Annotated in this window: 22 protein-coding genes; 11 read left to right on the top strand and 11 right to left on the bottom strand. The window is 44.7% G+C overall.

Going from position 1 to position 26,462, the window contains the following annotated elements; genetic code table 11:
* The first annotated feature begins 593 nt into the window (after positions 1-593).
* Both RIG66_RS17715 and RIG66_RS17710 read left to right on the top strand, forming a co-directional pair.
* Complete coding sequence (locus tag RIG66_RS17715; RefSeq protein ID WP_446380088.1) at positions 594-1,019, top strand: RidA family protein; 426 nt, start codon at positions 594-596, stop codon at positions 1,017-1,019.
* Between the two features lie 109 nt (positions 1,020-1,128).
* Entirely contained in the window at positions 1,129-2,508 is a 1,380-nt protein-coding gene (locus RIG66_RS17710) for an MFS transporter (RefSeq protein ID WP_446380087.1), read from the top strand.
* A gap of 230 nt (positions 2,509-2,738) precedes the next feature.
* Here RIG66_RS17710 and RIG66_RS17705 read toward each other — a convergent pair whose 3' ends face one another.
* The 3 genes from RIG66_RS17705 to RIG66_RS17695 are packed head-to-tail and all read right to left on the bottom strand — an operon-like array spanning position 2,739 to position 7,735.
* Positions 2,739-3,116: a response regulator transcription factor gene (locus RIG66_RS17705; RefSeq protein ID WP_446380086.1), complete on the bottom strand. Its 378-nt coding sequence runs from the start codon at positions 3,114-3,116 to the stop codon at positions 2,739-2,741.
* A 1-nt stretch (position 3,117) separates the two neighbouring features.
* The gene (locus RIG66_RS17700; RefSeq protein ID WP_446380085.1) at positions 3,118-4,530 is read right to left on the bottom strand and encodes an adenylate/guanylate cyclase domain-containing protein; all 1,413 of its coding nucleotides are present in this window, start codon (positions 4,528-4,530) and stop codon (positions 3,118-3,120) included.
* Positions 4,496-7,735 (bottom strand): response regulator, encoded by a 3,240-nt coding sequence (locus RIG66_RS17695; protein WP_446380084.1) that lies wholly within the window; start codon positions 7,733-7,735, stop codon positions 4,496-4,498. Before RIG66_RS17695 ends, RIG66_RS17700 begins: the two co-directional genes overlap by 35 nt.
* Before the next feature lie 481 nt (positions 7,736-8,216).
* Between RIG66_RS17695 and RIG66_RS17690 the strand changes: the two genes are divergently transcribed.
* Together RIG66_RS17690 and RIG66_RS17685 are read left to right on the top strand one after the other, a co-directional pair.
* Complete coding sequence (locus tag RIG66_RS17690) at positions 8,217-8,750, top strand: retropepsin-like aspartic protease family protein (protein ID WP_446380083.1); 534 nt, start codon at positions 8,217-8,219, stop codon at positions 8,748-8,750.
* Between the two features lie 143 nt (positions 8,751-8,893).
* On the top strand, positions 8,894-9,751 hold the full coding sequence (locus tag RIG66_RS17685; protein ID WP_446380082.1) for a retropepsin-like aspartic protease family protein: 858 nt from the start codon (positions 8,894-8,896) through the stop codon (positions 9,749-9,751).
* Between the two features lie 123 nt (positions 9,752-9,874).
* On the opposite strand, the gene RIG66_RS17680 is transcribed toward RIG66_RS17685, so the two are convergent.
* The 4 genes from RIG66_RS17680 to RIG66_RS17665 all read right to left on the bottom strand — a co-directional run bounded on the left by RIG66_RS17680 (position 9,875) and on the right by RIG66_RS17665 (position 14,811).
* Positions 9,875-11,290 (bottom strand): DUF2079 domain-containing protein, encoded by a 1,416-nt coding sequence (locus tag RIG66_RS17680; protein ID WP_446380081.1) that lies wholly within the window; start codon positions 11,288-11,290, stop codon positions 9,875-9,877.
* A 172-nt stretch (positions 11,291-11,462) separates the two neighbouring features.
* Entirely contained in the window at positions 11,463-12,698 is a 1,236-nt protein-coding gene (locus RIG66_RS17675) for a DUF445 domain-containing protein (protein ID WP_446380090.1), read from the bottom strand.
* 334 nt (positions 12,699-13,032) lie between these two features.
* The gene (gene ubiE / locus RIG66_RS17670) at positions 13,033-13,734 is read right to left on the bottom strand and encodes a bifunctional demethylmenaquinone methyltransferase/2-methoxy-6-polyprenyl-1,4-benzoquinol methylase UbiE (protein WP_446380080.1); all 702 of its coding nucleotides are present in this window, start codon (positions 13,732-13,734) and stop codon (positions 13,033-13,035) included.
* Between the two features lie 135 nt (positions 13,735-13,869).
* Positions 13,870-14,811 carry a response regulator gene (locus RIG66_RS17665; protein ID WP_446380079.1) on the bottom strand — a complete coding sequence of 314 codons (942 nt, stop codon included), beginning with the start codon at positions 14,809-14,811 and terminating at the stop codon, positions 13,870-13,872.
* Between the two features lie 217 nt (positions 14,812-15,028).
* Here RIG66_RS17665 and RIG66_RS17660 point away from each other — a divergent pair, with 217 nt between their 5' ends.
* From RIG66_RS17660 to RIG66_RS17650, 3 genes are all read left to right on the top strand, one after another.
* Positions 15,029-16,123: a RuBisCO accumulation factor 1 gene (locus RIG66_RS17660; RefSeq protein WP_446380078.1), complete on the top strand. Its 1,095-nt coding sequence runs from the start codon at positions 15,029-15,031 to the stop codon at positions 16,121-16,123.
* Positions 16,124-16,655: 532 nt separating this feature from the next.
* Positions 16,656-17,258: a molybdenum cofactor guanylyltransferase gene (locus RIG66_RS17655; protein WP_446380089.1), complete on the top strand. Its 603-nt coding sequence runs from the start codon at positions 16,656-16,658 to the stop codon at positions 17,256-17,258.
* Between the two features lie 332 nt (positions 17,259-17,590).
* Positions 17,591-18,328 carry a PEP-CTERM sorting domain-containing protein gene (locus RIG66_RS17650; RefSeq protein ID WP_446380077.1) on the top strand — a complete coding sequence of 246 codons (738 nt, stop codon included), beginning with the start codon at positions 17,591-17,593 and terminating at the stop codon, positions 18,326-18,328.
* 58 nt (positions 18,329-18,386) lie between these two features.
* Here the strand turns inward: RIG66_RS17650 and RIG66_RS17645 are convergent, their stop codons facing one another.
* Together RIG66_RS17645 and RIG66_RS17640 are read right to left on the bottom strand one after the other, a co-directional pair.
* Positions 18,387-19,856 carry a sensor histidine kinase gene (locus RIG66_RS17645; protein WP_446380076.1) on the bottom strand — a complete coding sequence of 490 codons (1,470 nt, stop codon included), beginning with the start codon at positions 19,854-19,856 and terminating at the stop codon, positions 18,387-18,389.
* 206 nt (positions 19,857-20,062) lie between these two features.
* Positions 20,063-21,274: a helix-turn-helix domain-containing protein gene (locus tag RIG66_RS17640; protein ID WP_446380075.1), complete on the bottom strand. Its 1,212-nt coding sequence runs from the start codon at positions 21,272-21,274 to the stop codon at positions 20,063-20,065.
* Between the two features lie 307 nt (positions 21,275-21,581).
* Here RIG66_RS17640 and RIG66_RS17635 point away from each other — a divergent pair, with 307 nt between their 5' ends.
* The 4 genes from RIG66_RS17635 (at position 21,582) to RIG66_RS17620 (ending at position 24,520) form a co-directional block, all read left to right on the top strand.
* Complete coding sequence (locus tag RIG66_RS17635; protein ID WP_446380074.1) at positions 21,582-21,863, top strand: DUF1830 domain-containing protein; 282 nt, start codon at positions 21,582-21,584, stop codon at positions 21,861-21,863.
* A 77-nt stretch (positions 21,864-21,940) separates the two neighbouring features.
* Positions 21,941-22,327, top strand: a complete 387-nt coding sequence (locus RIG66_RS17630; RefSeq protein WP_446380073.1) for a hypothetical protein — start codon at positions 21,941-21,943, stop codon at positions 22,325-22,327.
* A 279-nt stretch (positions 22,328-22,606) separates the two neighbouring features.
* On the top strand, positions 22,607-23,659 hold the full coding sequence (locus tag RIG66_RS17625) for a DMT family transporter (RefSeq protein ID WP_446380072.1): 1,053 nt from the start codon (positions 22,607-22,609) through the stop codon (positions 23,657-23,659).
* A 369-nt stretch (positions 23,660-24,028) separates the two neighbouring features.
* Positions 24,029-24,520 (top strand): orange carotenoid protein N-terminal domain-containing protein, encoded by a 492-nt coding sequence (locus RIG66_RS17620; RefSeq protein ID WP_446380071.1) that lies wholly within the window; start codon positions 24,029-24,031, stop codon positions 24,518-24,520.
* Positions 24,521-24,539: 19 nt separating this feature from the next.
* Here RIG66_RS17620 and RIG66_RS17615 read toward each other — a convergent pair whose 3' ends face one another.
* Together RIG66_RS17615 and RIG66_RS17610 are read right to left on the bottom strand one after the other, a co-directional pair.
* Positions 24,540-24,857 (bottom strand): slr1957 family protein, encoded by a 318-nt coding sequence (locus RIG66_RS17615; protein ID WP_446380070.1) that lies wholly within the window; start codon positions 24,855-24,857, stop codon positions 24,540-24,542.
* A 156-nt stretch (positions 24,858-25,013) separates the two neighbouring features.
* Entirely contained in the window at positions 25,014-26,180 is a 1,167-nt protein-coding gene (locus RIG66_RS17610) for a pyridoxal phosphate-dependent aminotransferase (protein WP_446380069.1), read from the bottom strand.
* Positions 26,181-26,462: the final 282 nt, after the last annotated feature.

Genomic DNA, 26,462 nt, shown 5'->3' with positions numbered 1-26,462 from the left:
AACCCGTTAAAACGGGTTCAACTATTTACTTATGCGGAAGGGGGCGAGGGTGTGAGTGTATGATATAATTTCAGCACTCAAATCAAGTTGGGGCTAAAATCTTAAACAAGTTAAAACTGGTTCAAATAATTACTAATAATTATATCTTTGAGATATTTATTTATTTATTTTTTATATATAACTTTATTTTTTTGATGTCTTTATATGTAACACTCACGCCCTCGCCCCCTTCCGTATAAGTAAATCATTGAACCCGTTTTAACAGGTTTAAGCTTTTAGCCCCAACTTGAGTTGAGGGCTGACTTTATATCATCCACTCACACCCTCGCCCCCTTCCGCATAAGTAAATAGTTGAACCCGTTTTAACGGGTTTAAGCTTTTAGCCCTAACTTGAGTTGAGGGCTGACTTTATATCACCCACTCACGCCCTCGCCCCCTTCCGTATAAGTAAATCATTGAACCCGTTTTAACGGGTTTAAGCTTTTAGCCCCAACTTGAGTTGAGGGCTGACTCTAAAATCATCAAGCTACCCTGATTAACCCCAGGTTTAGAGGTAAAGTATTGACATGATTGTCTACACAAGGAGATGAGTTATGGTCGCGACTCGCGAAGTGATTATTCCCACAGGTATGGAACTCCTATATGAAAAGTATCACTATTGTCCGGGTATTAGAATCGGAAATACAGTCTATGTCTCCGGTCAAGTGGGTCGCGACGAAAACTTACAGGTGGTTGAGGGAATAGAAGAACAGTTCATCCAGGCGTTTGAAAATGTCAAAAAAGTTCTTTTAACCGCAGGCGTAACCTTTGAGGATGTTGTCGAACTTGTAACCTATCATGTCACAAGTCCAGCCTCTATTCCAGCTTCAAAACCACTAATCATTCCTCATTTGTCGCTGTTCATGGAAGTAAAAGATCGGTATTTTATTGAGAAATATCCGACTTGGACAAAAGTAGGTGTCACCGCCTTGTCTGACCCTGGACTCATCGTGGAAATCAAGTGTACAGCGCTGCGATAAAATCTAAGCTGTCAGTCTGAAACAATGGAGAATCGCCGCCATAGAAGGATGCCAACTAACAATAAGTATGGCAAAGTAGACAGCAAAGCTCAAGACGTGGTGCATTTTCATGAAATTTCGATCCAAACGTGCTGAAAAAGGCTCAATTTCTGCAACAGATAAAACGATTCCCATAAGGTTACTACATCCTAACTATCCGTTCTCCACCACCCGTTTCCCGTTTTTTTATGGCTGGATTATCGCGGCGGTTTGCACGATTGGGATCATTATGAGTATTCCGGGTCAAACTGTAGGAGTGAGCGTTTTCACGGATCATTTGCTACAGGCGACGGGTGTATCACGTTTGGAATTGAGTAATGCTTACCTGGTGGGAACCTTAACCAGTGGTTTACTCTTACCGATGGGGGGTGTACTGCTTGACCGCTTTGGCGCACGAGTTATTGTAGTGGGTTCGTCGCTGTGGCTAGGGGGAACACTCTGTTATTTGAGTTTGTGCGATCGCATCGCTATCGTTGTCAATAGTATACTACCCCTTGATCATTCAGCCATAGCACTGATAATACTCGGACTTGGTTTTACCAGCCTGCGCTTTTCCGGTCAAGGAATGCTGACAATGACCAGCCGTACCACCTTAGGCAAATGGTTTGACCGTCGTCGTGGGTTTGTCTCCGGTACAACTGGTGTATTTGTCTCCTTTAGCTTTTCCATTGCACCGTTAATTCTCAGTACCTGGATTAACGGCTTCGGTTGGCGATATACCTGGGTAACAATGGCAGCGATTGTGGGGATTGGCATGGGATTTGTTGGCTGGATGTTCTACCGAGATAACCCGGAAGAATGTGGTCTGATTATGGACGGAGACGCCACAACTCCAGCCACCACCGGAGACACTTTTGGTGAAAACAAGATACGAGATTTTACTCGTTCTCAAGCGCTGCGTACCCGAATTTTCTGGGCAGTCACGTTAACCTTATCTTCTCACGCTTTAGTCGTTACCGGGATTACCTTTCACATCGTTGATATTGGCGCGGAAGCCGGATTATCGCAAATCCAGGCAGTATCTCTGTTCTTACCCATGGCAATTCTCTCCACTATTGTCGGATATTCAATGGGACTAAGCGCCGACCGAGTTCCTTTGAAATATCTATTCTTGTTCATGATTGTGTTTCAAGCTATCGGCTTTACTTGTGCCGCAAACCTGGGTATCGGCTGGTTACGGGGACTGACAATTGTGGGATTAGGTGCAAGTGGCGGCTGTTTTAGCACCTTATCTACGGTAGCTTTACCCAGATTCTTTGGTCGAATGCATTTAGGGGCTATTTCTGGCGTTCAGATGATGAGTATGGTATGCGCGAGTGCGATAGGACCTTCATTCTTAGCTGTATTCAAGGATCAATTGGGTTCCTATCAACCCGGTCTCTACGCTTGTACTATACTCCCAGCAATTACACTGATTCTGATTCTTTTTTCCCATAATCCACAGCAGTAAAATTACGGCAAATCTAGCCAGACTTAAGCAAGATCCCCGACTTCTTGAAAAAGTCGGGGATCTGAACTTATTCACATCAATAAAAAATTGCATTCCTGCGAAGGGGGAAGACAAAGGATGCTTCGCTTTTGTTGCACGGAAGGGAGAGAATTCAAAGCCTCTATCCTTGCAGGATAGAGGTTTGGAGAGAGGTTTTCCAGACCCCGTGAAAAGTAAGAAATGCTATCCCCTCATAATCCCAGAATTTCATAGGATTTTTCGACAACTTCATCGGGATCAAACGGCTTAGTCATATACAAATCCGCCCCGACTTTTTGCCCTTTTTCTTTGTCAAACTCTTGCCCCTTTGCCGTTAACATAATAATGTAGACATCTTTAATATCCAGATTATTTTTAACGGCATAACAGACATCAAAACCATTCATCTTAGGCATCATCACATCCAGAAACACTAAATCCGGTTTTTCCATTTTAATAGTTTCAATTGCCTCTTCCCCATTTTCCGCAATCAGGACTTCTACGCCTTCATCTTCCAACTCCTCTAAAGTTTGTGCCATTAACAGGCGAATATGCGGTTCATCATCAACAATCAAGACTTTCTTATTCATCTTAATAGACCACTTCAAATACATCTACAGGCTTTTTCTTCCCCTTAACTTGCACAGTGCCAACTTCCTTAAAATCAAACAGATTATAGGTAACATCATAGACACTGCGACACACCAAAATTTGTTCCCCTTTGGCAATGGATTGTAGACGAGAGGCAATATTGACCTTATCCCCAATAGCAGTATAATCCATGTGCTGAGGAGAGCCAACATTTCCCACAATCACTTCCCCTGAACTGATACCAATTCCGGTAATAAAATTTTGCCGAATCCAAGGAACCGGAATAGCTTTGATCCGCTTTTGCATTTCAATTGCTGTTTTAATCGCACCTTGCTCACTGTAAACTAAGCGAGAGGGAGCGCCAAACATTGCCACAATCATATCACCCACAAACTTATTAACCGTTCCGCCATAGCTGAAAATGACATCAACCATGTGGGTAAAATATTCATTCAAGTATTCGACGATTAGTTCCGGAGGTAATTCCTCACATTTCGTAGTAAAATTTCTAATATCTGAAAATAAAATGGCAATATCCCGTTTAGCTGGCTCAAACGAAAAATCATCTTTTTCTTCCAGGATGGCTTCAACGACTTTAGCAGAGACATAACGTTCGAGATTACTTTTAATCCGCTCTTCTTTGAGTTTTTGTTCATGCAACATTGCATTTTCAATGGCAGATGCTGCTTGCGAGGCTAAAGCCGTCAATAACTTTAAATCAGCCGCCGTATAATTAATTGGCTCTTGATGACTAATATTAATCACCCCAATGATACCATGTTTGGTTTGCAAAGGAGCGCAAATTAGAGAGTAAATTTGATTCCGACCTTCGACAAATCGAATATCTGCCTGCACATTATTAATAATTTCGGCTTTCCCCGTCAAAATTAAATTACCAGCGATTCCTTTCCCCAATGCCAAGGGCGCTTTTGGGTCATATTCTTGACCAATGGCAGCGACTAACTCAAACTCACTCGTGTCGGGATTTAATAACATGAGTGAACCACTGGTGGCTTTAATTAATCGCGTGGCTTCATCAATGATTAAGTTAGCGACTTGTTTGAGATCAAGGCAAGCGGTTAACCGTCCTGATATATTATAAAGCATGTTAATCTCTTTATATTTATCCAAGGTTTCCCGCGCCAGCATTTTTTCCTGAATTTCTTTATTGGCAATATAACTCAGGAGGGACGCCAACGATGCGGCTTTTTCACCCCCTGTGATCCAACCAATAATATCATCAGCCAGCTTTACCGGATAATGTCCCAATTCCTTTTGATTTTCTTCACCAAAAAGGAGACGACCCTGGGTATCCTGAATCAGAATCGGTGTCTCCATGACCGCACTCATTTCCTTGATCAGAGATAAAACATCCTTTTTATTCAGCAACTTCTTTAGACTGATGGTTACCATCTGCTTTTTCATTCGCTAATAAGAGAAAAAATACATTTTCCAGTCCCTTTTCAAAGCGCAGGGTTTTGACAATATTATATCGTTCCGACAACTCAGAATTGACAATAATCATATCCGGCTTAACGGAAATAGCTTTTTCTTTAAAATCCTCCCCATCAAAGACTTCAATCACATTATATCCTCTGGTGGTTAGGACATCAGCCAGGGTTTTAACGGTGGATATATTTTCATCAACGACTAATATTTTCTTTTTAGAACTTCCTTGAGCAATTAAAGAATCAATTTCCTGAAGCAATTGTTCCGATTCAAAGGGTTTAGTGATATACTTGTCGATTCCTAATCGATAACCTCGTTCATGGTCTTCAATAATGGACAAAATAATAATGGGAATGTCCATAGTTGATGGGTCATTTTTTAATACAGCAGCAACATCAAAACCATTCATTTCCGGCATCATTACATCCAGAGTAATTAGATCCGGTCGTTCTTGCTTAACGAGTGCAATCGCTTCTAGACCATCTTTGGCTTCCCGGACTTGATATCCCCGTGACTCGAGTTCTTGTCGCAACAGTTGACGAATTAAGGCTTCATTATCGACAACCAGTACTGTTTTATTGGGAGTCTTGTTCGTGGATGATTTATCAGGAGTGACCGTTACTTGAAGCTGCTTAACCAATGTGTCCATATCCATCATATTTACTTGGACAGGTAAATTAGTATGAATGGGAAGAGTAAACGAAAATGTACTTCCTTTTTTCAGTTCACTTTCGACCCAAATTCTGCCACCATGATGTTCAACAATTTGCTTACATATCGGTAATCCTAGACCCGTTCCTTTCGGTTTATCGGTTAACGTATCCCCAACTTGCTTGAATTTTTCAAAGACTTGAGGCTGATCAGCAGGAGCAATACCCATCCCTGTATCAATCACACTAATAATAATTTCACTATGCCTTTGTGTCGCTCGGCAGGTTATTGAGCCTTTTTGAGTAAACTTAACAGCATTAGAAATTAAATTAATCAGAACTTGAATCAGTCTATCTTTATCTCCAGAAATTTCTGGAAGCTCAGTTTCCACCTTTTTAATAAATTGAATGTGTTTAGTCTCAAATAACGAGGATGTCGCCGCGATTGCCCGTTCAATAATCTCGTTAACCAACAACGGCTGCATATTCCAATCAACTTTTCCGGCTTCCATTTTGGCAATATCGAGAACGTCATTAATTAAAGCTGTCAACCGTTCTCCTTCCGAGACAATAATAGTGACATTATCTTTGACTTGGCGAACAGTTCGATTAATTTTCTTGTTGTCGGTTTGGATTTGGGGGAAAATGACATCTTCTAGTTTTTTCTTGATAATTTTGGTAAATCCCAAGACAGAAGTCAGCGGGGTTCTCAATTCGTGAGAAACGGTAGAAATAAAATCCGTTTTCATCTGATCCACTTCTTTTTCAACGGTAATATCTCGAATCAGGATAACTGAACCCAGAAACTCCTCAACTGCACCATCAGCCAAAGCCACTTTATCAATGGCGGTGGCTACAGCTTTACCAATACGTCCCCCCGCTAGATCAATTTCTGCGGTAAAGACTTCCCGGTGATGGTTTTGGGTTTGGGTGACTAATTCTACTAACTCGCTGTTTAATATATCTTGACCCTTTTTATCCGTAATATCAAGTTCTCCTAACCCTAACATCCTGAGGAAAGCGGGATTAAACTGAGATATTTTTCCTTGAGTGTCAGTAACCAGTAAGCCATCAACTAAATTATTAATAATAGCCGTCAAATGAGCGGTTCTTTCTTCAACGCGACCTTCGAGAATTTGATTAATACTTTCAACATGCTGGCGAGTATCTGCTTCAGTTTTCTGTAAGCGCTTGGCTTCCGATTCAGCTTGTTTTAAGAATTGTTCGCGGACGTAGACTTTAACCGCCATTGAATTGAACAGATTTGCCAAACGTCCTAACTCATCTTTGCGAGTATCATCCAGTTGAATATTCAAATCTCCAGCCGCAATTCGTTCCGTTGCTCCCATCAACTCAATTAAGGGATTCGTAACTTGGCGACGCAGGACAAAATAGAGGACTAACAGTTCAAGCACAAGTGCGACAATCCCTAACCCCAGAATAAAGCCGGCTGTGTCTCGGGCGGGTTTGGCTAAAATTGACTGGGGAAAAACGGTAACTAAATACCAATCCGGTTCATCAATTCTGGCGACAGCTAAGTATTCATTATCTTTAGGATTTTCAATGATGACTTGATTGGGGGTTATGTCTTTGACCAATTGAAAAATACGCTGAAGGTGGGGGTCATCGGATTCAAGAATATTGAATTGCCCTTTTTTTTGCTTAATTTCATCGATTTTATCGGGATGAGCAATCAGATGACCATCCCCGCTAAAAAGAATATTATAACCGCCCTCCGTCTGATCCTGAATCATGCGATTCATCAATTGATTCAGAGTCAAATCATGTCCAATTGTGGCAATATGTTCACCATCTAAATTAACAGGTGTTTTCACAGAGACAATCCAATCTTGAGCCTGCGGATCGTAGTAAAGTCCTGTCCATACCGTCTTTGACTCTGCATTGGTTTGGGTTTTAGCACGATAGGCTTTTTTCTCGTTTTGTAGATTAAGTTCAGTCGAAGCTCGTTGCACCCAGGGCGTTCCGGGCCAATAGATGGCGATAATATTGTCGGGGCTAGTAATGTAGGTATTGATAAAACGATGATGCCAAACTGAGCCATAGGTTGTGGTTAAGTTGTAAAAGGCAAGAACTCGCTGTCGAACCTCTGCATCAATGACCAGGTTTTCATCGATATAAACCCCCGCCTGCTCAAGAGTGTCAAACTTTTCCGGGGGCTGATCTTGAGGTCGATTGCGAATTACCCCATCAGACCACTCGACAAAGAGTTGATCGAATTTAGTGTAGGAATTATAATTTGGTTCTTTGAGGTGCTTTAGTAATTCTTGTTTGAGCAGCGTATGATTATCTACAGCGATAGAGAAGAGAATGCGTTCCCGCTCACCTCGTTCGTACACATGTTTTTTGACCCGTTCCAATGCTTCAGCCTCAAAAAACGATAAGGTGTGAAAATAACTCCACGTCGTTAATACAACAATAACTCCAGCAATCCTTAAGGCTACATTAACCAGCGTTCGCCGTGTGATCGATTGTTGCCCGAAAAAGAGAGGAAAAGCCATTTTAGAGTGGGTGAAGATTTAATACAGACAGTTCTAACGTTGATGAGATGGAAGGCGGGAAGCCAGGGAGCATGGGTGGAGGGTAGACTTAAGCCAATTTTCGCATTTTTTAGATAGATTGTCTTTTGAATTTTGCACGACTCCCAAAATTTTGAATCCACTGAATAAGATTCAGATGTTTCTTTAGCAACAATTTTGTAACAACGAAGAATCATGAAAGTTTATTAATATCTACATCATCTTGATCAGATATCCGGATGAGTAATCAGTTCAATCTATTTCACTCTCATCATCGCTAAAAGATGGGTCAGCTAAGACGAATCAATTACGTATTGCCCGTTCCCTGTTCTCTGTTCTCTGTTCCCTGACAACTCCTACGATGAGCTGAACAGAGGACGTGTCCCCCTGTTTTGGGTTAAATTAAGAAATAGAAAATTGGACGACTGACAACGATTGCTGCCGAACTGGGCGCAAGATCACCATGAAACGCTATTTATCCCGCCAAGTCTTACCTGTATTCCTCGCGATCGCAGGAATTATCTCATCTACCAGTATCTCCCATTCCCAGAGTGATTTGCCCTGCTACCTAGAAGACAGCAACGGCAATGTCATTGATCTGGGTCACCTTTGTGGTAGTGGTAGCAGTACACCCTCAGTGATTCAAGTTCCCATCAAACGCCGAGTGTCCGGAATTCCGGTCGTTGATGTTCAATTTAATGGCAACCGCCGCTTTGAAATGCTCTTCGATACTGGGGCGTCTGGAATTGCGATTACCCCTCCAATGGCACAAGTGTTAAACGTTGCACCCGAAGGCGTCGTTACCACCTCCACGGCGGGTGGCAAAGTCGAAGTTCCGCGAGGTCGCGTCAATTCTGTCGCCGTCGGCGGTATTGAAGTCACGAATCCGGAGGTGACGATTAATCAATACCTCGATATCGGACTATTAGGACAAGGATTTTTTGGTGTCTACGATGTGACGATTAAAGAAAATGTGATCGAACTTAGATATCGCTAGGGAAAAATGTTAAGGCAAGTAGGGGCGGGTTTAGGGACTTGTGTTTTGCTGTTGATCGTAACGTTGATTCAAAACCCGCCCCCATCAAGTGCGATAATTATTTATTAAATGACCAATGACTAATGACCAATGACTAATGACCAATGACAAAGGACAAATTACCAATGATGTGGCAATCTTTCTGGAGTCGTCGTGTTTGGATCGCTTTATTCAGCACATTAACCCTACTCAACAGTGCATGTAGTAATAGTGAGGCGGATACGGTTTCAAGTCCTACTCCGACACAAGCCGCCAGTCCGGTTTCCACCCCTTCCGCTTCTCCCTCGCCCAAACCGCAAGCCTCAAAACCCCAACCACCGTCACCCCCTCAATCAGACACCTACGAAGAAGCGATTGATGTGGCAACAAGTGCGGTTACGATTAGTCAATCAGCGGTGAGTCGAGAGGATTGGAATTTAGTGGCAAATCGTTGGCAAGAAGCCATTCAGTTATTAAAAGCTGTACCCGCTTCCAGTCAGCACCACTCAACCGCCCAACAAAAGCTATCTCAATACCAAAACCTGCTGGCGGATGCCAAACAGCGATCCACACCACCACCGCCGAAACCGAAACAAGGGGATAGTAGTCCCCAGTTTTTCTCGATACCGATTAAAGGAAAAGTTCGAGGTATTCCCATTATCGAAGTTACCTTTAATGGTCAACGGGAATTTGATATGCTGTTTGATACCGGAGCAACAAATACGCTAATCACCCAGACGATCGCGTCCTCACTAAACTTAAAACCGGTTGGGTTCAGCCAAATGAGTGTAGCCGATGGCGCGGTTGTACAAATGCAAGTGACAATCTTGGACTCCATCGAAACTGATGGTCGTCTGAAACGAGATCTTGAAGTCGCGATCGCACCACCATCCATGCCTGTTGGACTGTTGGGACATGACTTTTTTGACGGCTATGACATCACCATCAAAGATACTGTGATTGAATTTCGCAAACGTTCATAATTTTTTATCCTGATGATTTAATAAGGGCGGGTTTTGTTGTTCATTTATGTCTGAGAAGCTGACTTTAGTTCCTAAACCCGCCCCTACAGATATGCCATGGCACGTCTATGATTTATGCCAAATTCATCTCGATTCATTTCCAGAATTCCTAATTAACCTCTGGGTAAATAAATAAACTTCATCCTGCTGATAACTTAATTGAAACTTAGGTGTATTTTGTAACCGTTCTAACAAATGGCTAACCACCTCTGGACTACTTCCCCAACCCGGATGACGCTGATTCAATAGTACATAATCAAATTGCCCTAACTCAGTTGTTTCCGCACCGACGGTTACTAGCTTAACCACAGGGCGGTGGGTTAAATGGGGAGCAACTTGGGCAGGAACTAAAACCCCACCTTTAGTTTGAATTTGAGCAATGGCTTCCCTTGTCGCTTGGCAAGTATCGATGGATTCCAAATATCTCGACCAAAAATAACCAAATTTGGCTAACGCTAAAAACGCAACCAATGACCAGATCATCATGCTTCGCGGGTGACGTAACCATCCCTTTCCGGCGGCTAATGTAGAAATGACGGCTAATAATAGAAAAGGCAATGCAGGTAAAGAGTACTGATGAATTAAATCTTTTTGAGGTTGGTAGTCAGTGATTAGATTAATAATCAACGTGGGGACGGCACTGACTAAAGGGGTTAGATGCTGGGGTGAAAGTCCCCAAATCAGGGGTGAGAACAGCAACACTAAATATTCCAGGTTGGGCAAAGTAAAAATTCTTCCCAATACTAACCCCGGTTTAAGAAGTAGATTTTTTGCGATTTCTAGAACCGAGTCTCCTAAGAAAGCATAGCGCCCGACTGCTTCAACACCATTGGGTCTAAAGGCGGGAATAATCACTTGAGTGGCAATTAAAAACCAGGCAATTCCTGCCGCTAAAGCCATCCCACCAAACCACCGCTTTTTCTCAAACACCAACAACCAAAACCCCATGGCGGCTACCGTCAGAGATAAAGCATCCCGACACGCCAAAATTAAAATAACTGCCCCACAAAACCAAATCTTACGATTCAGCCGCGCCGCCAAAACTGCGCCTAAAAAAGCGGGTAAAGCGATAACTTCGGCATGGAAATCAAATAGATTGAGATTAAAAATTAATGGATACAGCAGATAGACGATTGCCATTGCTGTTGCCTGGGACTCCTTTAACCCTGCTTGACGGGCGAGATAAAAGGTGGGTAAAGCACCTATAGCTAACGCAATGGCTTGCACCGCAAACAGCCAATGGACATCGGGATGGATTTTGTACAGCAAGGCGAGTCCATAGAGAATCCAATCTGCGTGACCGCCCATAAAATGGTAACCCCAGAAGGACACAATCGGGGGTTGTCCCTGGCTAATCAGGTAAGTCGCCTGGTCAAAATAGCCCAAATCAAAAGCAGTGGATTGAAATAAGGCATGCCGTAAGCTGCTGCATATCAATAGTATTAAAGCACTTACCGCGATCGCAGACCTAACCGTATTAAGAGACCGACTTGTTGCCATACTACTTGCAGGGAGTTAAAATTTACCTCACCACTATTCCCCTAGAAGGGCAGGTTTCGTCAAGTTATCGGACTTATCGGTCAAACCCGCCCCGACACCCCACACCCTACACCCTACACCCCACACCCTACCGACTATTCAAGTCGCTTACCCACCCCTTCAGTTCCCTATCTCAAAATCCCCGAAATAGGATTAACCCAGTCTGAAATAAACCGATCACTACACCCAAAATCCCGCCTAAATTAACAATCGCTTGCAATTCATTTTTGACAATCACTTTAACGGCAACTTCTAAGGATTCCGGTGATGTACCTCTTACCCGCTCTACAATAAGCTGATCAATGGATAAAATGGGAATAACTTGAGTCACCAGTTTTTCTAAATCTTCTTCCAGATAACGCTCCAAAATTAATGCCAGTTCTTGACTAATTAATTCCATTGAGCTGCTCATAATCGCCGACTCTCGCAATCGGTTTAAAATTAATACCGCGACCTTTTCCCAATCAATGGATTGACTTAATCCTTGCAAAAATTCACCGCCCTGCTCTCGGATATACGTGCGAACCGCATCTCGCATGGTTTTGCGTAACTGTCGCACCGTAGACACAGGCAAATTTTGTAGAGATAGAGTTTGCAGCCATAACTGTAACCGTTCACGGGCACCCAAGGCGGTCAATAATTCTTGCAGACGCGCATTGCTTTCCTCTTTCTCATCTAAGCAATAGGTTCGCAAACGGGTTAGCGTATTGCGTAGTCCAAATAAATTGGCGACAATCCAATAGGTGCCACTTGTCTTCTCGCGAAACCCTTCATCAATGATTTGGATATTGCGATCCGTTAAAAAATCAATAATCCCTTGACGCAGCACATCAGGTGGTAATGCCACTTGCAAAATCCACTGGGAAAGCTGTTGTGCTTGTTGCTCATTCAGTTGAAACTCCAGCAAAATTTGGTCAAAAATTTGGTTAAGCTGGGCTTCTAAAAAATTCTCACGGCGGGCTAAAACTTTGAGTAAACGGGGCAAGGATTCTCCTAATAAGTCGTGGAGGATAGCCGCAAGAATCTTCGCTGTTTTCTGTTCCTTATCTAACTGGACTTGTTGCAACGTCAGATTGAGCATCCACAGAATTGCCCCACGCACCCGTTCCCGATGCAGTAGACGCCGTGCTAGTCGTTGCATCTCCGACGGGGTTAACAAAGAACCCATGATGGTATCGGATACCCGTTTCGCTAACCGTTCCTGGTTATCGGGAATCAAACCGGGTGTAAACGGTAACCGCCGCTTGCCAATGTAAATGGGGCGGTAGGGACGGAATAGCATTTTAATTGCTAAATCATTAGTGAAATAGCCAATAATTCCCCCCGCGATTGGAGGCAAGAATAGCAGCCACAGGTTCGATAAATTCAAAACAGCAACCGACGTAATACAGAATGGACAAGCAAGGATTGGTGGAAAGGGTTGACTTGGGCGTTTTATAATCCCCAATCCCTGATCCCCATTGTAGGCTCTACGGTTGAACAGACCCCAACTAGATTGCAAGCAATCTAGTTGGGGATTCTCTCCTGCTGTTACCACGAAGAGCCACTGTTCTCGTTCAAGGGGCGTTTCATCCCTCGGATAAATCTCGAGGGCTTTCACCTTCGCTATTTTGTAAAAAAGCTAAACGACACCCGACACCCCCACACCCGACACCCCTACACCCTGTCAATTCCTCAAGTCGTTTACCCACCCCGTCAAGACGCTACGGTTTCCTGACAACCAAAACGCCCATCATTCCCCCAGCGATGGGATAGTGAGTGGCGCGGCTAAATCCCGCATGGTGGGCAAGTTCAACTTGCTGTTTTCCGGTGGGGAATCGCTCTAAGCTGGGAGTGATGTAGGCATATTCTTGCTCTAAGCCCAAGGATTTGGCACGGGGTACGACAATTGTGTCGAGATACCATTGCTGAAACTGACGTAGGGCTGGGTGTTGAGGACGATGAAAGTCTAGGATAGCCGCCTTTGCCCCCGGTTTGAGGACTCGGTACAGTTCTCGCAAACAACCGGGAATATCGGTAACATTCCGCAAACCATACCCCATGGTGGCACCGTGGAAAAAATTATCCTGGAAGGGTAAATCAAGAGCATCGGCTTCAATCCAGTGAAGGGTTAAGGGAGGATAATGATAAGTTGCTCTAGCTTTTGCGATCGCGAGTAGCCGAGGCGAAAAATCAACCCCATACACTTGACCCGTTGCGCCTACCTCTCGTGCTAGCAGTTCGGCTAAATCGCCACTTCCGCAGCATACATCTAACCCAATCTCACCTGGCTCTAAGTCGCACCACTTCACCGCCATCTTTTTCCAGATCCGATGTTGACCTAAACTTAACCACTGGTTGAGTTGGTCGTAAACTGGGGCGATGCGGTCAAATAAGTGGCGAATTTCTGAGGGGTCATTTGTCATTGGTTAGGGAACGGGGAACAGGGAACGGGGAACAGGGAACAGGGGAAGCTGGGAGAGATGAGGGCGGGTTTTGAATAAACGTTATCATCAACCGCGCCACAGAAATCCCTAAACCCGCCCCTACAGATTCAACACTCAGCGACTGGTTGCGATCGCTAAACCAACCTGCTGGGCGGATAGGTGAATCAGTTTTAGCTCATCTTCACTCAATTTACGCGCCTGTTGTTGCCATTGGAGGGAGAGTAGAGCTAGGAGTTCGCTGCGGTGGACAATTGGAATCAGCAGGTGGGCTTTAATGCCAATTTTCTGGTAATACTCTGTGGCGTCTTGGGGAGTTGCACCCGGGGTGTTAATCCAGACTTGCAATTGGCGATTAGCGATCGCGTCTGGCAAGAGGGGATCGGATTCTAGGGGGTTGACAAGGGATTCATCTTGGCTGTGTGTACCTTTTACATCTATCAAATGATCATCTTCTACGAGTTGCAGGATACAGATGTCTGTGCCAAAGCTGTCGCTAAAGATTTTGGCGATTTGGGGCAAGCTGGTTTCTAGGCTGTCTGAATCTTGCGCCACTTGCACCAGGGTTTCCATGAGCGCCATTTGAGCATGGGCTCGCTGCAATTCCTCGGTGCGTTGCTTCAGGAGTTCGTAGGTTTGAACTGCCCGTTCTACAACGGTTTTGAGTTCGTTCGGGTCCCAGGGCTTGGTAATATAGCGATAGACTTGTCCAGCATTAATGGCTTCCACTAAGTCTTCCACATCCGTAAACCCGGTTAAGATAATCCGCATGGTATCCGGAAACTGGGGGACGGTTTTGCTCAAAAACTCCGTTCCCTTCATTTCTGGCATCCGCTGATCAGAAATAATTACGGCGACTTCTCCCTCATTGGAAAGGATCGAGAGGGCTTGAGCGCCACTTTCAGCCCTGAATACGCTAAAGTGACGCCGGAAGGTGCGGTAGAGGAGATCCAAGTTATCGGGTTCATCATCCACCACAAGCATTTTCGGTTTTTGCGATCGCTCCAAACTCATGAACTGACGAGTGATATTATCAAAATTAGGGTTCACCTTGTCCATAACACTACAACAAACTCCAAGTGAGTAAGTTTGAACTGGCGAGCCACAAGGGTAAGGCTATTTTGGTCTGTCCTGTTGCCCAATAGATGTAAACTGTCTTAACCTTAAGCTTTTTATCTAACCCTAGCTAGTTTTTGATTAAATCTATTACTATTTAATCACGAGAAAATTGAGACATCTGATAACTCAAAAAATACGGCAAACTTTCCTTCCCATTATGACTGAAATATCACCTGGAAATCCTCACCATAATCCTCAAGCTCACTCAGAGACAGTAGATGCTGATGCACTAATTCAGTTGCTCAGGCGCAAAGAACGTAACTGGGTAGAGTGGGGACAAGCGTGTCAACAACTCCAAAGTGCTGGCTATAGTTCCCAAGCCGTTTTTGAACAAACGGGGTTTGAGCCAATTCAACAGAATCAAGTCATTGTAGCATCTCAGGTCTATGAAACGTTAGTCAAAGCTGGCGTATCGGAGGCAGTGCGATCGCGCTTTGATCGGACGGGGAGTGATATCCTCTATGAGTTGCGGATTCTCACCCAACCGGAACGAGCCGCCGCTTCTGAGTTTATTGTTGCCAGAAATCTGGATGCTGATGGTGCCCGTGAGGTGGCAAAAGCGATGAAAGAGTTGTCGCGTCGCCGTAGCCTACCGGAAGGATTTTCAGATCATCCCGGTGATGCTGTGGCTTACCAATACTGGAAACTTGCCCAACAACAGCAGAATTTACAAGAGCGATCGCGCTTAGTCGCACGAGGGTTAATGTTTGCTCATAGCCAATCGTCGCGGGAAGAAATTGAGCAGTTACTTACAGAACCTTTTGGAGGGAACCGCCGTCGAGCGCCCCGTTTGCCCCTCTATCGCGTGGAAGCGAGCGAACAATTACCGCAACTGATCCCATTGGTGGGTGAGTTTCCGGTAACGACTGCTGAGTTCCATCAAGTGGAGGCGGTGAAGACAAAGGGGGCGTTTCAGATTGTGGATTCTGCCCATCAGCAACAGATTGTTGCCATTCCCGGTTGGCAAATTGTTACCAAGGCACAAGAGCCTGTGGCAATTTTGGGTAATATCACTCAGATTCCTAAGCAAGAGAATCAAAAATCAGAAGCGGTGTTGCTAATTGTTGACCGCAAAACACCAGAGTGGGATGCCGATAATTATTATATGGTTGATCAATCGGGGACATTGGCAATTGAGTGGTTTTCGGAACAGCCGGATATACCGTTACTGGGACAGCTAATTCTGGTGTTACGTCCCAAGAAAATTCTCGATGAACCGTTGAGTCGGGATCTATGGCAAATTGATGAGTAAGTTATTTGTCATTTGTCATTTGTCATTCGTCATTCGTCATTTGGTCAGGGCGGGTTTTGCAGCCACGCTAAGGAAAACCATCAATATTAGTCCCTAAACCCGCCCCTACACACAGATACACCATGGTACGTTTCTACCATGACTGTCCTCATCTCCCCCATCTCCCTCATCTCCCCCATCTCCCCCATCTCCCCCATCTTCCCCTGCTCCCCCTTAAAGTGATCGGTATCACAGGGCTACCGGAGGGTTATCACTTTCTGTTTGTAAAATTTGAGGAAAATTAACATAACTTGACTTGAGCGATGTTGCGCGGTAGCTGTCTATGCAATCTCCTATTCTTCTTCCGGGCGCTCTCTCGGAACTCTTTGCCCAAGCGACCAGTTCTGGTTACATGACGAAAGCTGACCGCTATGGACTGATGGCAGCGATTTTAGGCGAAGATCTCAGTACAGACGAGAAATGCGTTATCGATCGCCTACTGCGGGCGGTACGGCGAGGACGGCTGCATTTAGCAGATGAACTGTCTGCTGTGCTGACGGATTCCCATGTTTCTTTCTCAGCGATAGTTTTAGCGGGCGGGCAAAGTTCTCGCATGGGTCAGGACAAAGCTTTGATTCCGATCCAGGGTACGCCATTACTGAGACAGGTTTGTACCATTGCCCTTAAATGTACTCGTGAAGTTTTTGTGGTCACTCCTTGGCCCGAACGATATCGGGACATTTTACCGAGAAATTGCCATCTTATCCAAGAAATGCTGCTCCTGGGAGAGGCTCAATCCCATGGTCCTTTGGTCGCATTTGCTCAAGGATTAACTCAAGTAAAACGGGATTGGGTGCTTTTACTCGCCTGTGACTTACCCCAACTTCAAGTTGAGGTTTTGCAAAATTGGGGAAGCCACTTGACAAATGCTCCCAAAGAGGTGATGGCTGTACTCCCCCGAAGTCCCAAAGGATGGGAACCCCTGTGTGGTTTTTACCGACGCCAATGTTTACCCCAATTAATCGATTATATTAATCAGGGAGGGCGCTCCTTTCAAAAATGGCTGGCACAGCATCCTGTCCAGGAACTTCCAGTTCGCGATCGCCAGATTTTATTTAACTGTAATACCCCAAAAGACTTGAAAGTGATCAATTAGCATCTGTCGGGCTGCCTGAGATAAGGGTCGCAGCGACTGCCACGATAGGGTATTCAGTATTTATACGTATTTAGTTGATATCAAAATCATCAAATAAGTATCTACATATCAATTTTTCTGCTGTACTCATAAAGATAAACAAACCTCAACTTCCTACTGTTCTCCCTCTTCTTGGCTCTGTTCCTCTCGCCTCAGTACACTACTTATTCATTAATCTTTAACTACGTGTTTATACGGAACTTTTTCAAATAGGTTGCCGTAGCTTTTTTTAGTGGACTATGCTAAACGCAAGCCCAAAAAAGAGGCTGTGTCACTAAAAAATAGAAAAGGACATGAAAAGACATTTATTCGCCAGTGTTATTATCGGGGGGACGTTAGCCTTGAGTGCAGGTGAGGCGAAAGCTGCCACGATTACAATTGACTCTTTTGATGATGGGTTTCAACATATCTCTGCGGCTAGTAGTACAACGTTTAATTCAACGATTTATTCTGCTAATCCAATCGTTAGGGGAAAACGCGATATCCGATTAACAATATTAGAAAATCCTTCCCCCAGTTCGCTAAATGCGGAAGTAGCCGTACTAGGTTCACCGACTGAACCTGAAATTCTGACGATTAGCAATGATACAAGCGTTAAGAGTGAGACACTAATTACCTGGCATGGAGAGGATGAAAATGGTTTGAGTCTAGACGTAACCGGAGGAGGAATCAATAAATTATTCCGTTTTAATGTACTCAGTGCTGATTTGGAAGCGATCTTAACTCTTTCTGTGATGGATAATGACGGTACTGCCAGTCTAACCAGAACTCTATCTCCTAGTTTCAATCCTACCTCTGTCGTCTTCAAGTTCAATGAGTTTGATAATGTTGCAGCAATTGATTTGACCCAGGTTGATGCTATTTCCTTGGCAATTCGAGGAGAGGAAAATTTTGATTTGACCGCAGAGTCCATTGTGGCAACTGTCCCTGAACCGCTTACCCTTTTGGGTTCAGCTATAGCCCTGGGATTGGGGACAGTCCTGAAAAAAGAATATGACAAAAAGCAGACAAAAAGTCAGCCGAAACGTTAATTTCAGCATTAACCTAACTGTTTAAGTGGGTGGACACAATTAAAGTTAACGGTTGAGATTAGGGAACACTTAGATACGCTCGTTTGGGGGAATCAAGCTGACTCATTGGCAAACTAACCGTTACTGTAGTACCTTGATTCAGTGTGCTGTCTATGTGAATCTGACCATGATGATTGTCTACAATAGCTTTAGCGATCGCTAACCCTAATCCGGAACCTGACGCCGCATCTTTAGTTCTGGCAGGATCGATGCGATAGAAACGATCAAATATCAGCGGTAATGCGGTTTCAGGAATCCCAATACCATTGTCGCGAACTTGAACTTGAATCCAGGAAGAACCTTGGCGTCCACCTTTAGTGGAACGCTTGACCAATTCGAGTTTCACCTGCACCCATCCTTCCTCGTCTTTGTCCGTTTTCGGTGGCGTATATTGCACTGCATTACTGACGAGATTGGTGAATAAACGCGCTAACTGATTCCAGTCGCCCAGAAGGGTAAACACCTCGTCGTCTAAGGGTTGTAGGGGGGGCTGGGAAGCGCTAAGGCGCTCACTACGAACGGTAGAATCAACAGATAATTCGGCACTCGTATCGTTGTCGTCTCTATCAAAATCAGGGGTTTCTGGCAAATGCAGCGACAGAAAAATACCCTTTTGATCAGCAATTAACTGTTGTTCTTCAATCACTTCCATCAGCAACGCATCCAAGGGGACAGGTTCCCATTCGGGTTGTACCATACCACTATCAACTCGCGCCAAAAAGAGCAAATCATTCACCAATCGTCCCAAGCGCTGGGTTAATCGTTCTACGACTTTGAGTTGATGGCGTTGCCATTGCGGTTCCATATCTGGATCAGCTAACGCTACTTGCACGTTAGTTTGAATCGTGGCGATGGGATTTCTTAACTCATGGGAAGCATCAGCCGTAAACTGTTTTAACCGTTGGTAGGAGTCGCGCACGGGTTTCATCGCGAGTTCGGAGAGTAACCAACCAATCGCGGCGGTGGAGAGAATCATTAGGGTTGTTCCCACCGTTAAATCGACGATTAACTGGCGGATGGGTTTGGTGACTTCAAACCAGGGATGACTCACCCGTAAATAGCCTAAAACATACCGTCCCAGTTCGACTCGCTTGGTGAACTGACGCAGCAGGTGATCCGGGGATAGATGGACAGTTTCCGCTGTTTGTCGGGGATGCAGGGGAATATCCAGGGGTTCTGATAGGGTTGACCACAGCAACTCACCCGTGGGACTAAACCATTCTAAGTCAATGTGGTCATCCTCCACGGCTTGGGTATTATCGCGAAAACTGGCTTCTACGTTAATTTGATAAGGAGTAACCGTCCCCTCAGTTGGCTGAATCACTAGAGAGCGATCGACAACTTCCACCACATGCTTTAAGGTATCGTCTACCCGTTCAATTAAGGTGCTGCGGACATATAAATAAACCCCTGTCGCGAATAGTAATAATAAGACAGCCGTAACTGTTGTATACCAAAGTGCCAGACGGCGACGAGTAGCTTGAAACATTGTATAAGTAGTGGCGTGGCACACCCAATTTGATGAATTAGGCTTACGCCCGGAAACCGTAGGGGCGCAAAGACTTGCGCCCTATTCAATGGTAAAATCTCTTCCACAATTTTAGCTTAACTCTTTGAACCCGTTTCAACGGGTTTTAGCTTTTAGCCCCAACTTTAGTTGAGGGCTTAAGTCAGCTAGATGGACAATTTAATCTCTCAATCTCTTAATACCAAATGCCGCTGCGCGTCAAAGGTAATTATTCCTTGCTGCTGTAACTGATTGAAGAGTCGAGTAATCGTGACTCTAGTGGTGCAACAGGCGTTCGCAAAATCCTGATGCGTCAGGCGAACCGTTAAACGAGTCCCCTCTGATGTTGGTTGACCAAATTTCGCTTTTAACCAGTCTAGGAAACAGTGCAAACGGTCTGTTATTTGTCGCTTCCCCGCCATGGCTAATAAAAATTCTGTCTGTTGTAACCGCTGATTAAGCTGAGGTAACAGCGTCTGAGATAGTTGAGGAGAGGCGGCAATTTCAGTGCAAGAAATACTAATTAACTCTGCTGCTTCCGAGACAACAGTGGCTTCGTAAATCGGTAGAGAGGTCATGCTAGAACTGAAAGGCATGGATTCTCCGACTAATCCCACGATTATTTCATCACCACTTTCGCTAACTGTACTCAGTTTAATCACGCCTTGGCAGACGAACCAAATGGTATGGGGTTTGAGAGAAATTGTCTCGCCTTTATGGTAGATATACCGAGGGCGATTTTGATAAAGGTTGGTATTATTGCAATAATTGTCTCCCCTCAGCATAGGTTGGCGATCGCGAATATCCTGTAATATCCAGCGTAAACTGATTGGCTGATTGTCTAAATCACAGTAGGGACTTACCGTAAAAACCGCCTCCATGGGTTTACCTTGACGCGGCTGAATCTGAGCGAGCCATTCTTGTTGTATGTTACGCTGCTGAATCTGGATGAGTTTAGCCGGAAACTTGCGGCGATCAGATTTAGGGAAGAAGATGTCTAGGGGTTTACCCACTAAAAACCGCTGCGATACATTCATTAGGTTGGCAGCAGCTTGATTTGCTTCTATAATTTTCCCTTTGGTATCTGTTTCTAGGTAAGCATGGGGCAAAAACTCAAATAGGCTTTGGTAACGCTGGCGTTCGGCTGCTAATTTTACGTGCATCGCTGCCGATTCCTCCGCCTGTGCTAGAAGTTCCTCCATCGCTACTTGCAGTTCTTCTGAAGCCATACCGAGTTCTTTAAAGGCTGACGGTAACAGGTGGGATTTGCCGTTTGAAGTATTGACACAGTGGTAAAGCTGCTCTAAACGTCCTTGTAATGCATCTAGCTGCTGTATAAACTGTTTTAAGTCCATGTCAAACGTCCCGGTACTCCTTTTCCCCTGTAAATATTCCCCCATAGATAGATTTTCAGGTGTGTGATTCAGTGTTTTGGAAAGATTAATAGATTCTGCCCTGCCAATACGCCTGTATTCAGCGTAACAAAGCAACTTCATATAAGTCCCCATCTTTAGACAGACGTAAGAGTCTAGCAGGAATTGATATGCTACTAGATGTCAGTCAAGTTAAAGGTTTCAGCATTATCCCGACCGACAAGCAAGATGTAGGCAGAGGGATCTCCATTCATCCCAGCTCAACCTCTATCCGGCTAGGATTGGCAACCTCTCTTCTGACTCATAGCCACTCACCCTTCATTTACAGATAGATATGAATTCTCAAACCACTTCTCGTCAAACAACTTCCGTCTCTAAACCCAGCCTAAGTATATCTAATAATCACCAAAGTCTCTGCTGTTATACTAATTACACTAGCCATGTTCAGGTTATCCGGCTTGTGAATCAATCCCATACTAATTGGCAACGGGTTATTTTTCCAGGTGAACGTTTCCTGTTTGAAGCTGACTCTGAATCTAACTTAGAGATTATGGTTAATGAAGCGGTTTCTTCTCTAGTTAATTGTCAAAAATTGCTAGTAAAGCTTGAATCCTGATTCTTGGTTAAGTAATTTTCTCTGTTTGATTGGCGCAGTAAACAGTATTCCTATCCTCAAATAAGAAGATCAGCATCATGTCGCAGAAAATTATCAATCTAACCTGTCTGCTTGTCATTCAAGAAGTCAAAGATATCTTGGCAACTTATCCAGAGACTCCTTATCAAGAAGCTTTTGCTCAGGCAGAATTATTTAACCAGCTCATAAATCAGGTATTAAGTCGAATTCCGGATCAATCTTATACTATCCTGTACGAATCTGAAAAACTCCCCAAAAACCCTAGACGCTTTTACGCTTCCATAGAAGAGCGAATGATGGTCGAAGAACTGATTCATCAGACTATTATTGCTCTACTGGAAACGCAGAGAAAGAAAACGTTACATTCCCCGGCGTCAGAAGATAACTGTTCGGCTAATGCAGCAATGACTTCCAACAAAAAACTCTATCGTTGGTTTGGCTATTAGGGTTTTGAGATCAGGATACAGTATCATCTCCTTTTGCTACGGCGATTGAAATCGCTGCTACACAAACAAAGTCCGCCTGCGCGGACTGGGTTATAAGGGGGGTAGTTCCGGTAGATCCCGGACTTCTGAATCCCATGCATTTAGATAAGCAGGATTTCGACAAAGAAGTCGGGGATCTGGAGTGTAAGAGTACGATGAAAACGTTGGATGATACAATAGTCGCCAACGCCAATTCATGTCGGTTTTGGCTGAGTCAATCCAGGAGTCCCCCTTCACCTGATGTCCAGACGAACGGCGAACCCGGCTAATGTATTCAATCAAATTCCCGGACGCGCTTATCTGTTGATTGCGATTGTGATTTTCGCGTCAGCCAATGCGGTAATCCGGATGTTAACAAATTTGGGAGATCAAAATTTAATTGATGGCAGAAATCCCATCTCGTTCTGTAATGTTCTGTTTGCGGGAAATCTTTGTGCCTTAATCGCCCTCATTTTAATCTATGGCAAGCAGTGGAATGTTGAATCCTTAAAACGTCTCTCAGCGACAGATTGGCTGGGATTGACGGGGGTGGCAATACTGTCCGGGGCATTAGCTCCGGCTTTAATATTTATGGCACTAGACTTAACAATGGTCAATAATGTGGTGCTAATTGGGCGTATTGAACCGCCCCTGATTCTGGCGTTATCGATACTCTTGCTGGGAGAACGGGTAAATAAGTGGGTGATAGCGGGTGCAGTGGTTTCGTTCATTGGCGTTTCTTTGACTGTATTACTTCAGACTCCCGCCACGGATATGTTAAATATGGGGAGATTTCAAGTTGGCAGAGGGGAATTATTTGCCGCAGGCGGTGCCGTGGCGTTAGCCTTGTCCACGATTATTAGTAAGGTGAAGCTACGCCAGATTCCGTTGGCTATTTTCAGCATCTATCGCATGGCAATGGCAACGTTAGTGTTCTTTGTCGTTGTCTTGATGCTGTTTGAACCCAATCATTTTATGGATGTGTTTTCGCCCTTTCTGTGGCAATGGATGTTGATTTACGGCATGGTGATTGTCGTCGGGGGTCAACTCTGTTGGTTTATGGGGTTAAAGGCAACGGGTGCAGCCGATGTTTCCTTAGCGAGTTCCTTTAGCCCCATTGCTGGAATTTTAGCGGCTTATTTTATTCTGGGGGAAGTGCCTACGATGGCGCAATATATCGGTGGGGCGGTGATTATTGGCGGTATTATTCTGAATCAAATTGGCGTGTTTCGCAAAATGGCTGAAACAGTTACGCTGCCACCTGGGAATTCAGATAAGGAAGCGGATACAGAGGTGGGCTTTAAAGGAGTTTGAGACGCATCTTATGATGAATGGCACTGACTTAAGCTGAATGGCACTGACTTTAGAGTTTGTAGTCAGCGCTTTAGCGCTTCTGGCACGCTTCGTGCCTACTACGAACCCAGCTTAAGGAGCGTACCATCCATCTTACATTTAGGCTATAGGAATAATCAGGAATTCAAATCTTTACCTGGGAAATGTTCTCTCCAGCCCTCTCTGCCGCTACTACAGCGGTTTTACGGCTATCTCTGAACCTTTGTCAAGTCGTAATACCTCGGCTAAATCCCAATTGACGTAGAGTTGCCGTTTAAGTTTTATTACAATTAGAATAATTACTTTGAACAATTGTTAACTCATTGCTGCCCTACTTCGTGCATGATGTTCATGACTAACCAACTGCCCACCGCAACTCTTGAACTAAAGCCAGCCGTTAACCAGGCGTTTAACGACTTCCAGCGCCTGTCTGTTGAGGATCAGTTAGGGCTGCTATGGGGGATGTACCAAAACCTGGGCTGTTCGTTAGCGCCAACACCTGCGGGTGCGGCACGGCTATTTTTGACCCAAGGGTTGCTGCATCGGATCAAGCAAATGCCTGCTACTGAACAGTTAGCGGCGATGCAGGACTTATTACAGGAGACAGATAGCCCCATCAGTCGTCAATACGGACTATTCACGCTGAAAACAAAACTGGCGTTTTGGACTCAGCTATTTGATTGGATGTCCACAGGTGAAGTGAGTCCAGTGGCGATCGCTTATCCGCTTTCATCCTCAGCTACAACTCTGTTGAGAACGATCGCGTTATTAGACCTGAATGAGCAAATTTCCCTATTCAACGAGATCATTGACCAGATGGGTGTTGCACCTTTAGCCGCTTAAGGATAGGACGGTTGGGTATCTATTCAAGTTCAACCTCTAATAGCCCAACTGTTACAGCAGCAAAGGCAAAGGCTACACCCAAAGGCATAGGCGACTGCAAATAAACGGTCAAAATAGCGGCAACAACAGTAACCAACATTGCCCCAATTGACCATCGTTTTTCTTCGCCACTCCAGCCTTTTTCCGCTTTAATCCATTTCAAGGCGTCTATCGGCAACGGTTCTGGAATTACAGCGCCCGGTGGGAACGCCCAATAGTTATTGCGCTCAACATATAAGTCTGTCCAGCCGTTTTCGTAGCACCATTCGTTTAACCAAGTTTCACAGTAATGTTTCATAAGTTTTGTTAAAATGTGTTAAATTAGTCGGCTTTACAGCCTCAATAACATTAGCAAATCTTTTTCGAGACTAAAAGAGGAATAAATACCTAATTCGTCATTGGTCATTGGTCCTATGTCCTTTGTTGTTTGTCAATGAGGGGGTTGGCTGGGATCTCAGGACAAAATCGTTTGTAATCCTTGCACTAAGCGTTCAATACCCTCGGCGACTGTTTCTTTTTGTAGCGCCCCATAAGCAATTCGTAGATAACAGCCCTCTTCCATGCCAAAGGTTGTACCGGGTAACACGGCGACGCGATGATCACGAATCAAGCGTTCGACTAACTCGACTGGGTTGATTGAAGTATTTATTTTAAGCCAAAAGTAAAACGCGCCATCGGCGGGTGCGATCGCACACAACCCATCCAATCGCTGTAACGCCTCTAATATCAACTGTCGCACCGTCGCGATCGCCTGAATGTGGGGTTGGGTATAACTCAATCCCATCTGTAAGGCGGCTAAGGCGACATACTGGGAGACAACCGGGGGACAAATCAGAATCGTATCCTGAATTTTCTTTACCGCTGCCAGCAGATGCTGGGGAATTACCATGTAGCCGATACGCCAACTGGCAAAGCCATAGGTTTTCGACAGGGAGTACAGGGAAATCGTATGGGAGTCACTTTGGGGAAAAGCCGCCGGGGAAACGTGTTTGACGCCGTTATAGGTAAAATACTCATACGCTTCATCACTAATGTGATAAATTCCCCGTTCCCGACAGAGTTCGTTTACCGCCTGTAACGCGGCTTTAGAGTAAACCGCCCCGGTGGGATTATTCGGTGAAATCGTCACCACGGCTTTGGTTTTCTCTGTAATGGCTTTCGCGATCGCCAGGGGACGCAGTTGATAATTCTCATCCGTTGCCACAAGTACCGGATGACAACTCGCCATGGTAATTGCCATTTCGTGGTTGAAATAGTAAGGCGTTTGAATAATAATCTCGTCTCCGGGAGAGGTAATGGCGAGAATGGCATTCATAAACGCCATGTTTGCGCCTGCGGTGACGACGATACAGTTGTGTTGGTTGAGAGTAATCCGGTTATCCGTGTGCAGTTTAGCGGCAATAGTAGATAGTAACGGTGCAATTCCCTGAACCGCCTTGTACTTGTGGTTATCAGGATCAGCCAGAAATTCCGGCAATCGTGCGATCGCTTCTGGTGGGGGCGGGTAATACACGACACCCTGTCCCAAGGAAATTGTACCGGGATGACGGCGAATCAGTTCCCCAACGATGGGAATCACGGGTGACTGTACCGCTTCCATGCGAGAGGTTAAGGTGGACATCGGCGACTGATAATCAAATCAATTAAGGGCGCACGTCGTTGGTTATTAGGTCAACTTAATCTCAAAACTTCAATTACCGTTTAGATCCCCCTAAATCCCCAAAAGCAAAGCATCCTTTGGTCTCCCCCTTTTGAAGCTACCGTGTACACACATCTCGTAATTGACCTCACTCATACTGCATTTAGCCCCCCCAACCCCCCAAATTTGGGGGGAGCAGGAAGTTCAAAGTCCCCCAGAATTGGGGGATTTAGGGGGCTGAACAACCTTAAATGCTAACGGACA

Source organism: Coleofasciculus sp. E2-BRE-01 (genome assembly GCF_040221695.1).
Lineage (GTDB): Bacteria > Cyanobacteriota > Cyanobacteriia > Cyanobacteriales > Coleofasciculaceae > Coleofasciculus.
Note: the sequence above shows the minus strand (reverse complement) of the source record. Positions and strands in the feature narration are given on the sequence as shown.

What these genes read in the sequence shown, in the direction of transcription:
- RIG66_RS17715 (WP_446380088.1), top strand. Translation starts at nt 594, where the DNA reads ATGGTCGCGACTCGCGAAGTGATTATTCCCACAGGTATGGAACTCCTA.
- RIG66_RS17710 (WP_446380087.1), top strand. Translation starts at nt 1,129, where the DNA reads ATGAAATTTCGATCCAAACGTGCTGAAAAAGGCTCAATTTCTGCAACA.
- RIG66_RS17705 (WP_446380086.1), bottom strand. Translation starts at nt 3,116, where the DNA reads ATGAATAAGAAAGTCTTGATTGTTGATGATGAACCGCATATTCGCCTG.
- RIG66_RS17700 (WP_446380085.1), bottom strand. Translation starts at nt 4,530, where the DNA reads ATGGTAACCATCAGTCTAAAGAAGTTGCTGAATAAAAAGGATGTTTTA.
- RIG66_RS17695 (WP_446380084.1), bottom strand. Translation starts at nt 7,735, where the DNA reads ATGGCTTTTCCTCTCTTTTTCGGGCAACAATCGATCACACGGCGAACG.
- RIG66_RS17690 (WP_446380083.1), top strand. Translation starts at nt 8,217, where the DNA reads ATGAAACGCTATTTATCCCGCCAAGTCTTACCTGTATTCCTCGCGATC.
- RIG66_RS17685 (WP_446380082.1), top strand. Translation starts at nt 8,894, where the DNA reads ATGACAAAGGACAAATTACCAATGATGTGGCAATCTTTCTGGAGTCGT.
- RIG66_RS17680 (WP_446380081.1), bottom strand. Translation starts at nt 11,290, where the DNA reads ATGGCAACAAGTCGGTCTCTTAATACGGTTAGGTCTGCGATCGCGGTA.
- ubiE (WP_446380080.1), bottom strand. Translation starts at nt 13,734, where the DNA reads ATGACAAATGACCCCTCAGAAATTCGCCACTTATTTGACCGCATCGCC.
- RIG66_RS17665 (WP_446380079.1), bottom strand. Translation starts at nt 14,811, where the DNA reads ATGGACAAGGTGAACCCTAATTTTGATAATATCACTCGTCAGTTCATG.
- RIG66_RS17660 (WP_446380078.1), top strand. Translation starts at nt 15,029, where the DNA reads ATGACTGAAATATCACCTGGAAATCCTCACCATAATCCTCAAGCTCAC.
- RIG66_RS17650 (WP_446380077.1), top strand. Translation starts at nt 17,591, where the DNA reads ATGAAAAGACATTTATTCGCCAGTGTTATTATCGGGGGGACGTTAGCC.
- RIG66_RS17645 (WP_446380076.1), bottom strand. Translation starts at nt 19,856, where the DNA reads ATGTTTCAAGCTACTCGTCGCCGTCTGGCACTTTGGTATACAACAGTT.
- RIG66_RS17640 (WP_446380075.1), bottom strand. Translation starts at nt 21,274, where the DNA reads ATGGGGGAATATTTACAGGGGAAAAGGAGTACCGGGACGTTTGACATG.
- RIG66_RS17635 (WP_446380074.1), top strand. Translation starts at nt 21,582, where the DNA reads ATGAATTCTCAAACCACTTCTCGTCAAACAACTTCCGTCTCTAAACCC.
- RIG66_RS17630 (WP_446380073.1), top strand. Translation starts at nt 21,941, where the DNA reads ATGTCGCAGAAAATTATCAATCTAACCTGTCTGCTTGTCATTCAAGAA.
- RIG66_RS17625 (WP_446380072.1), top strand. Translation starts at nt 22,607, where the DNA reads ATGTCCAGACGAACGGCGAACCCGGCTAATGTATTCAATCAAATTCCC.
- RIG66_RS17620 (WP_446380071.1), top strand. Translation starts at nt 24,029, where the DNA reads ATGACTAACCAACTGCCCACCGCAACTCTTGAACTAAAGCCAGCCGTT.
- RIG66_RS17615 (WP_446380070.1), bottom strand. Translation starts at nt 24,857, where the DNA reads ATGAAACATTACTGTGAAACTTGGTTAAACGAATGGTGCTACGAAAAC.
- RIG66_RS17610 (WP_446380069.1), bottom strand. Translation starts at nt 26,180, where the DNA reads ATGTCCACCTTAACCTCTCGCATGGAAGCGGTACAGTCACCCGTGATT.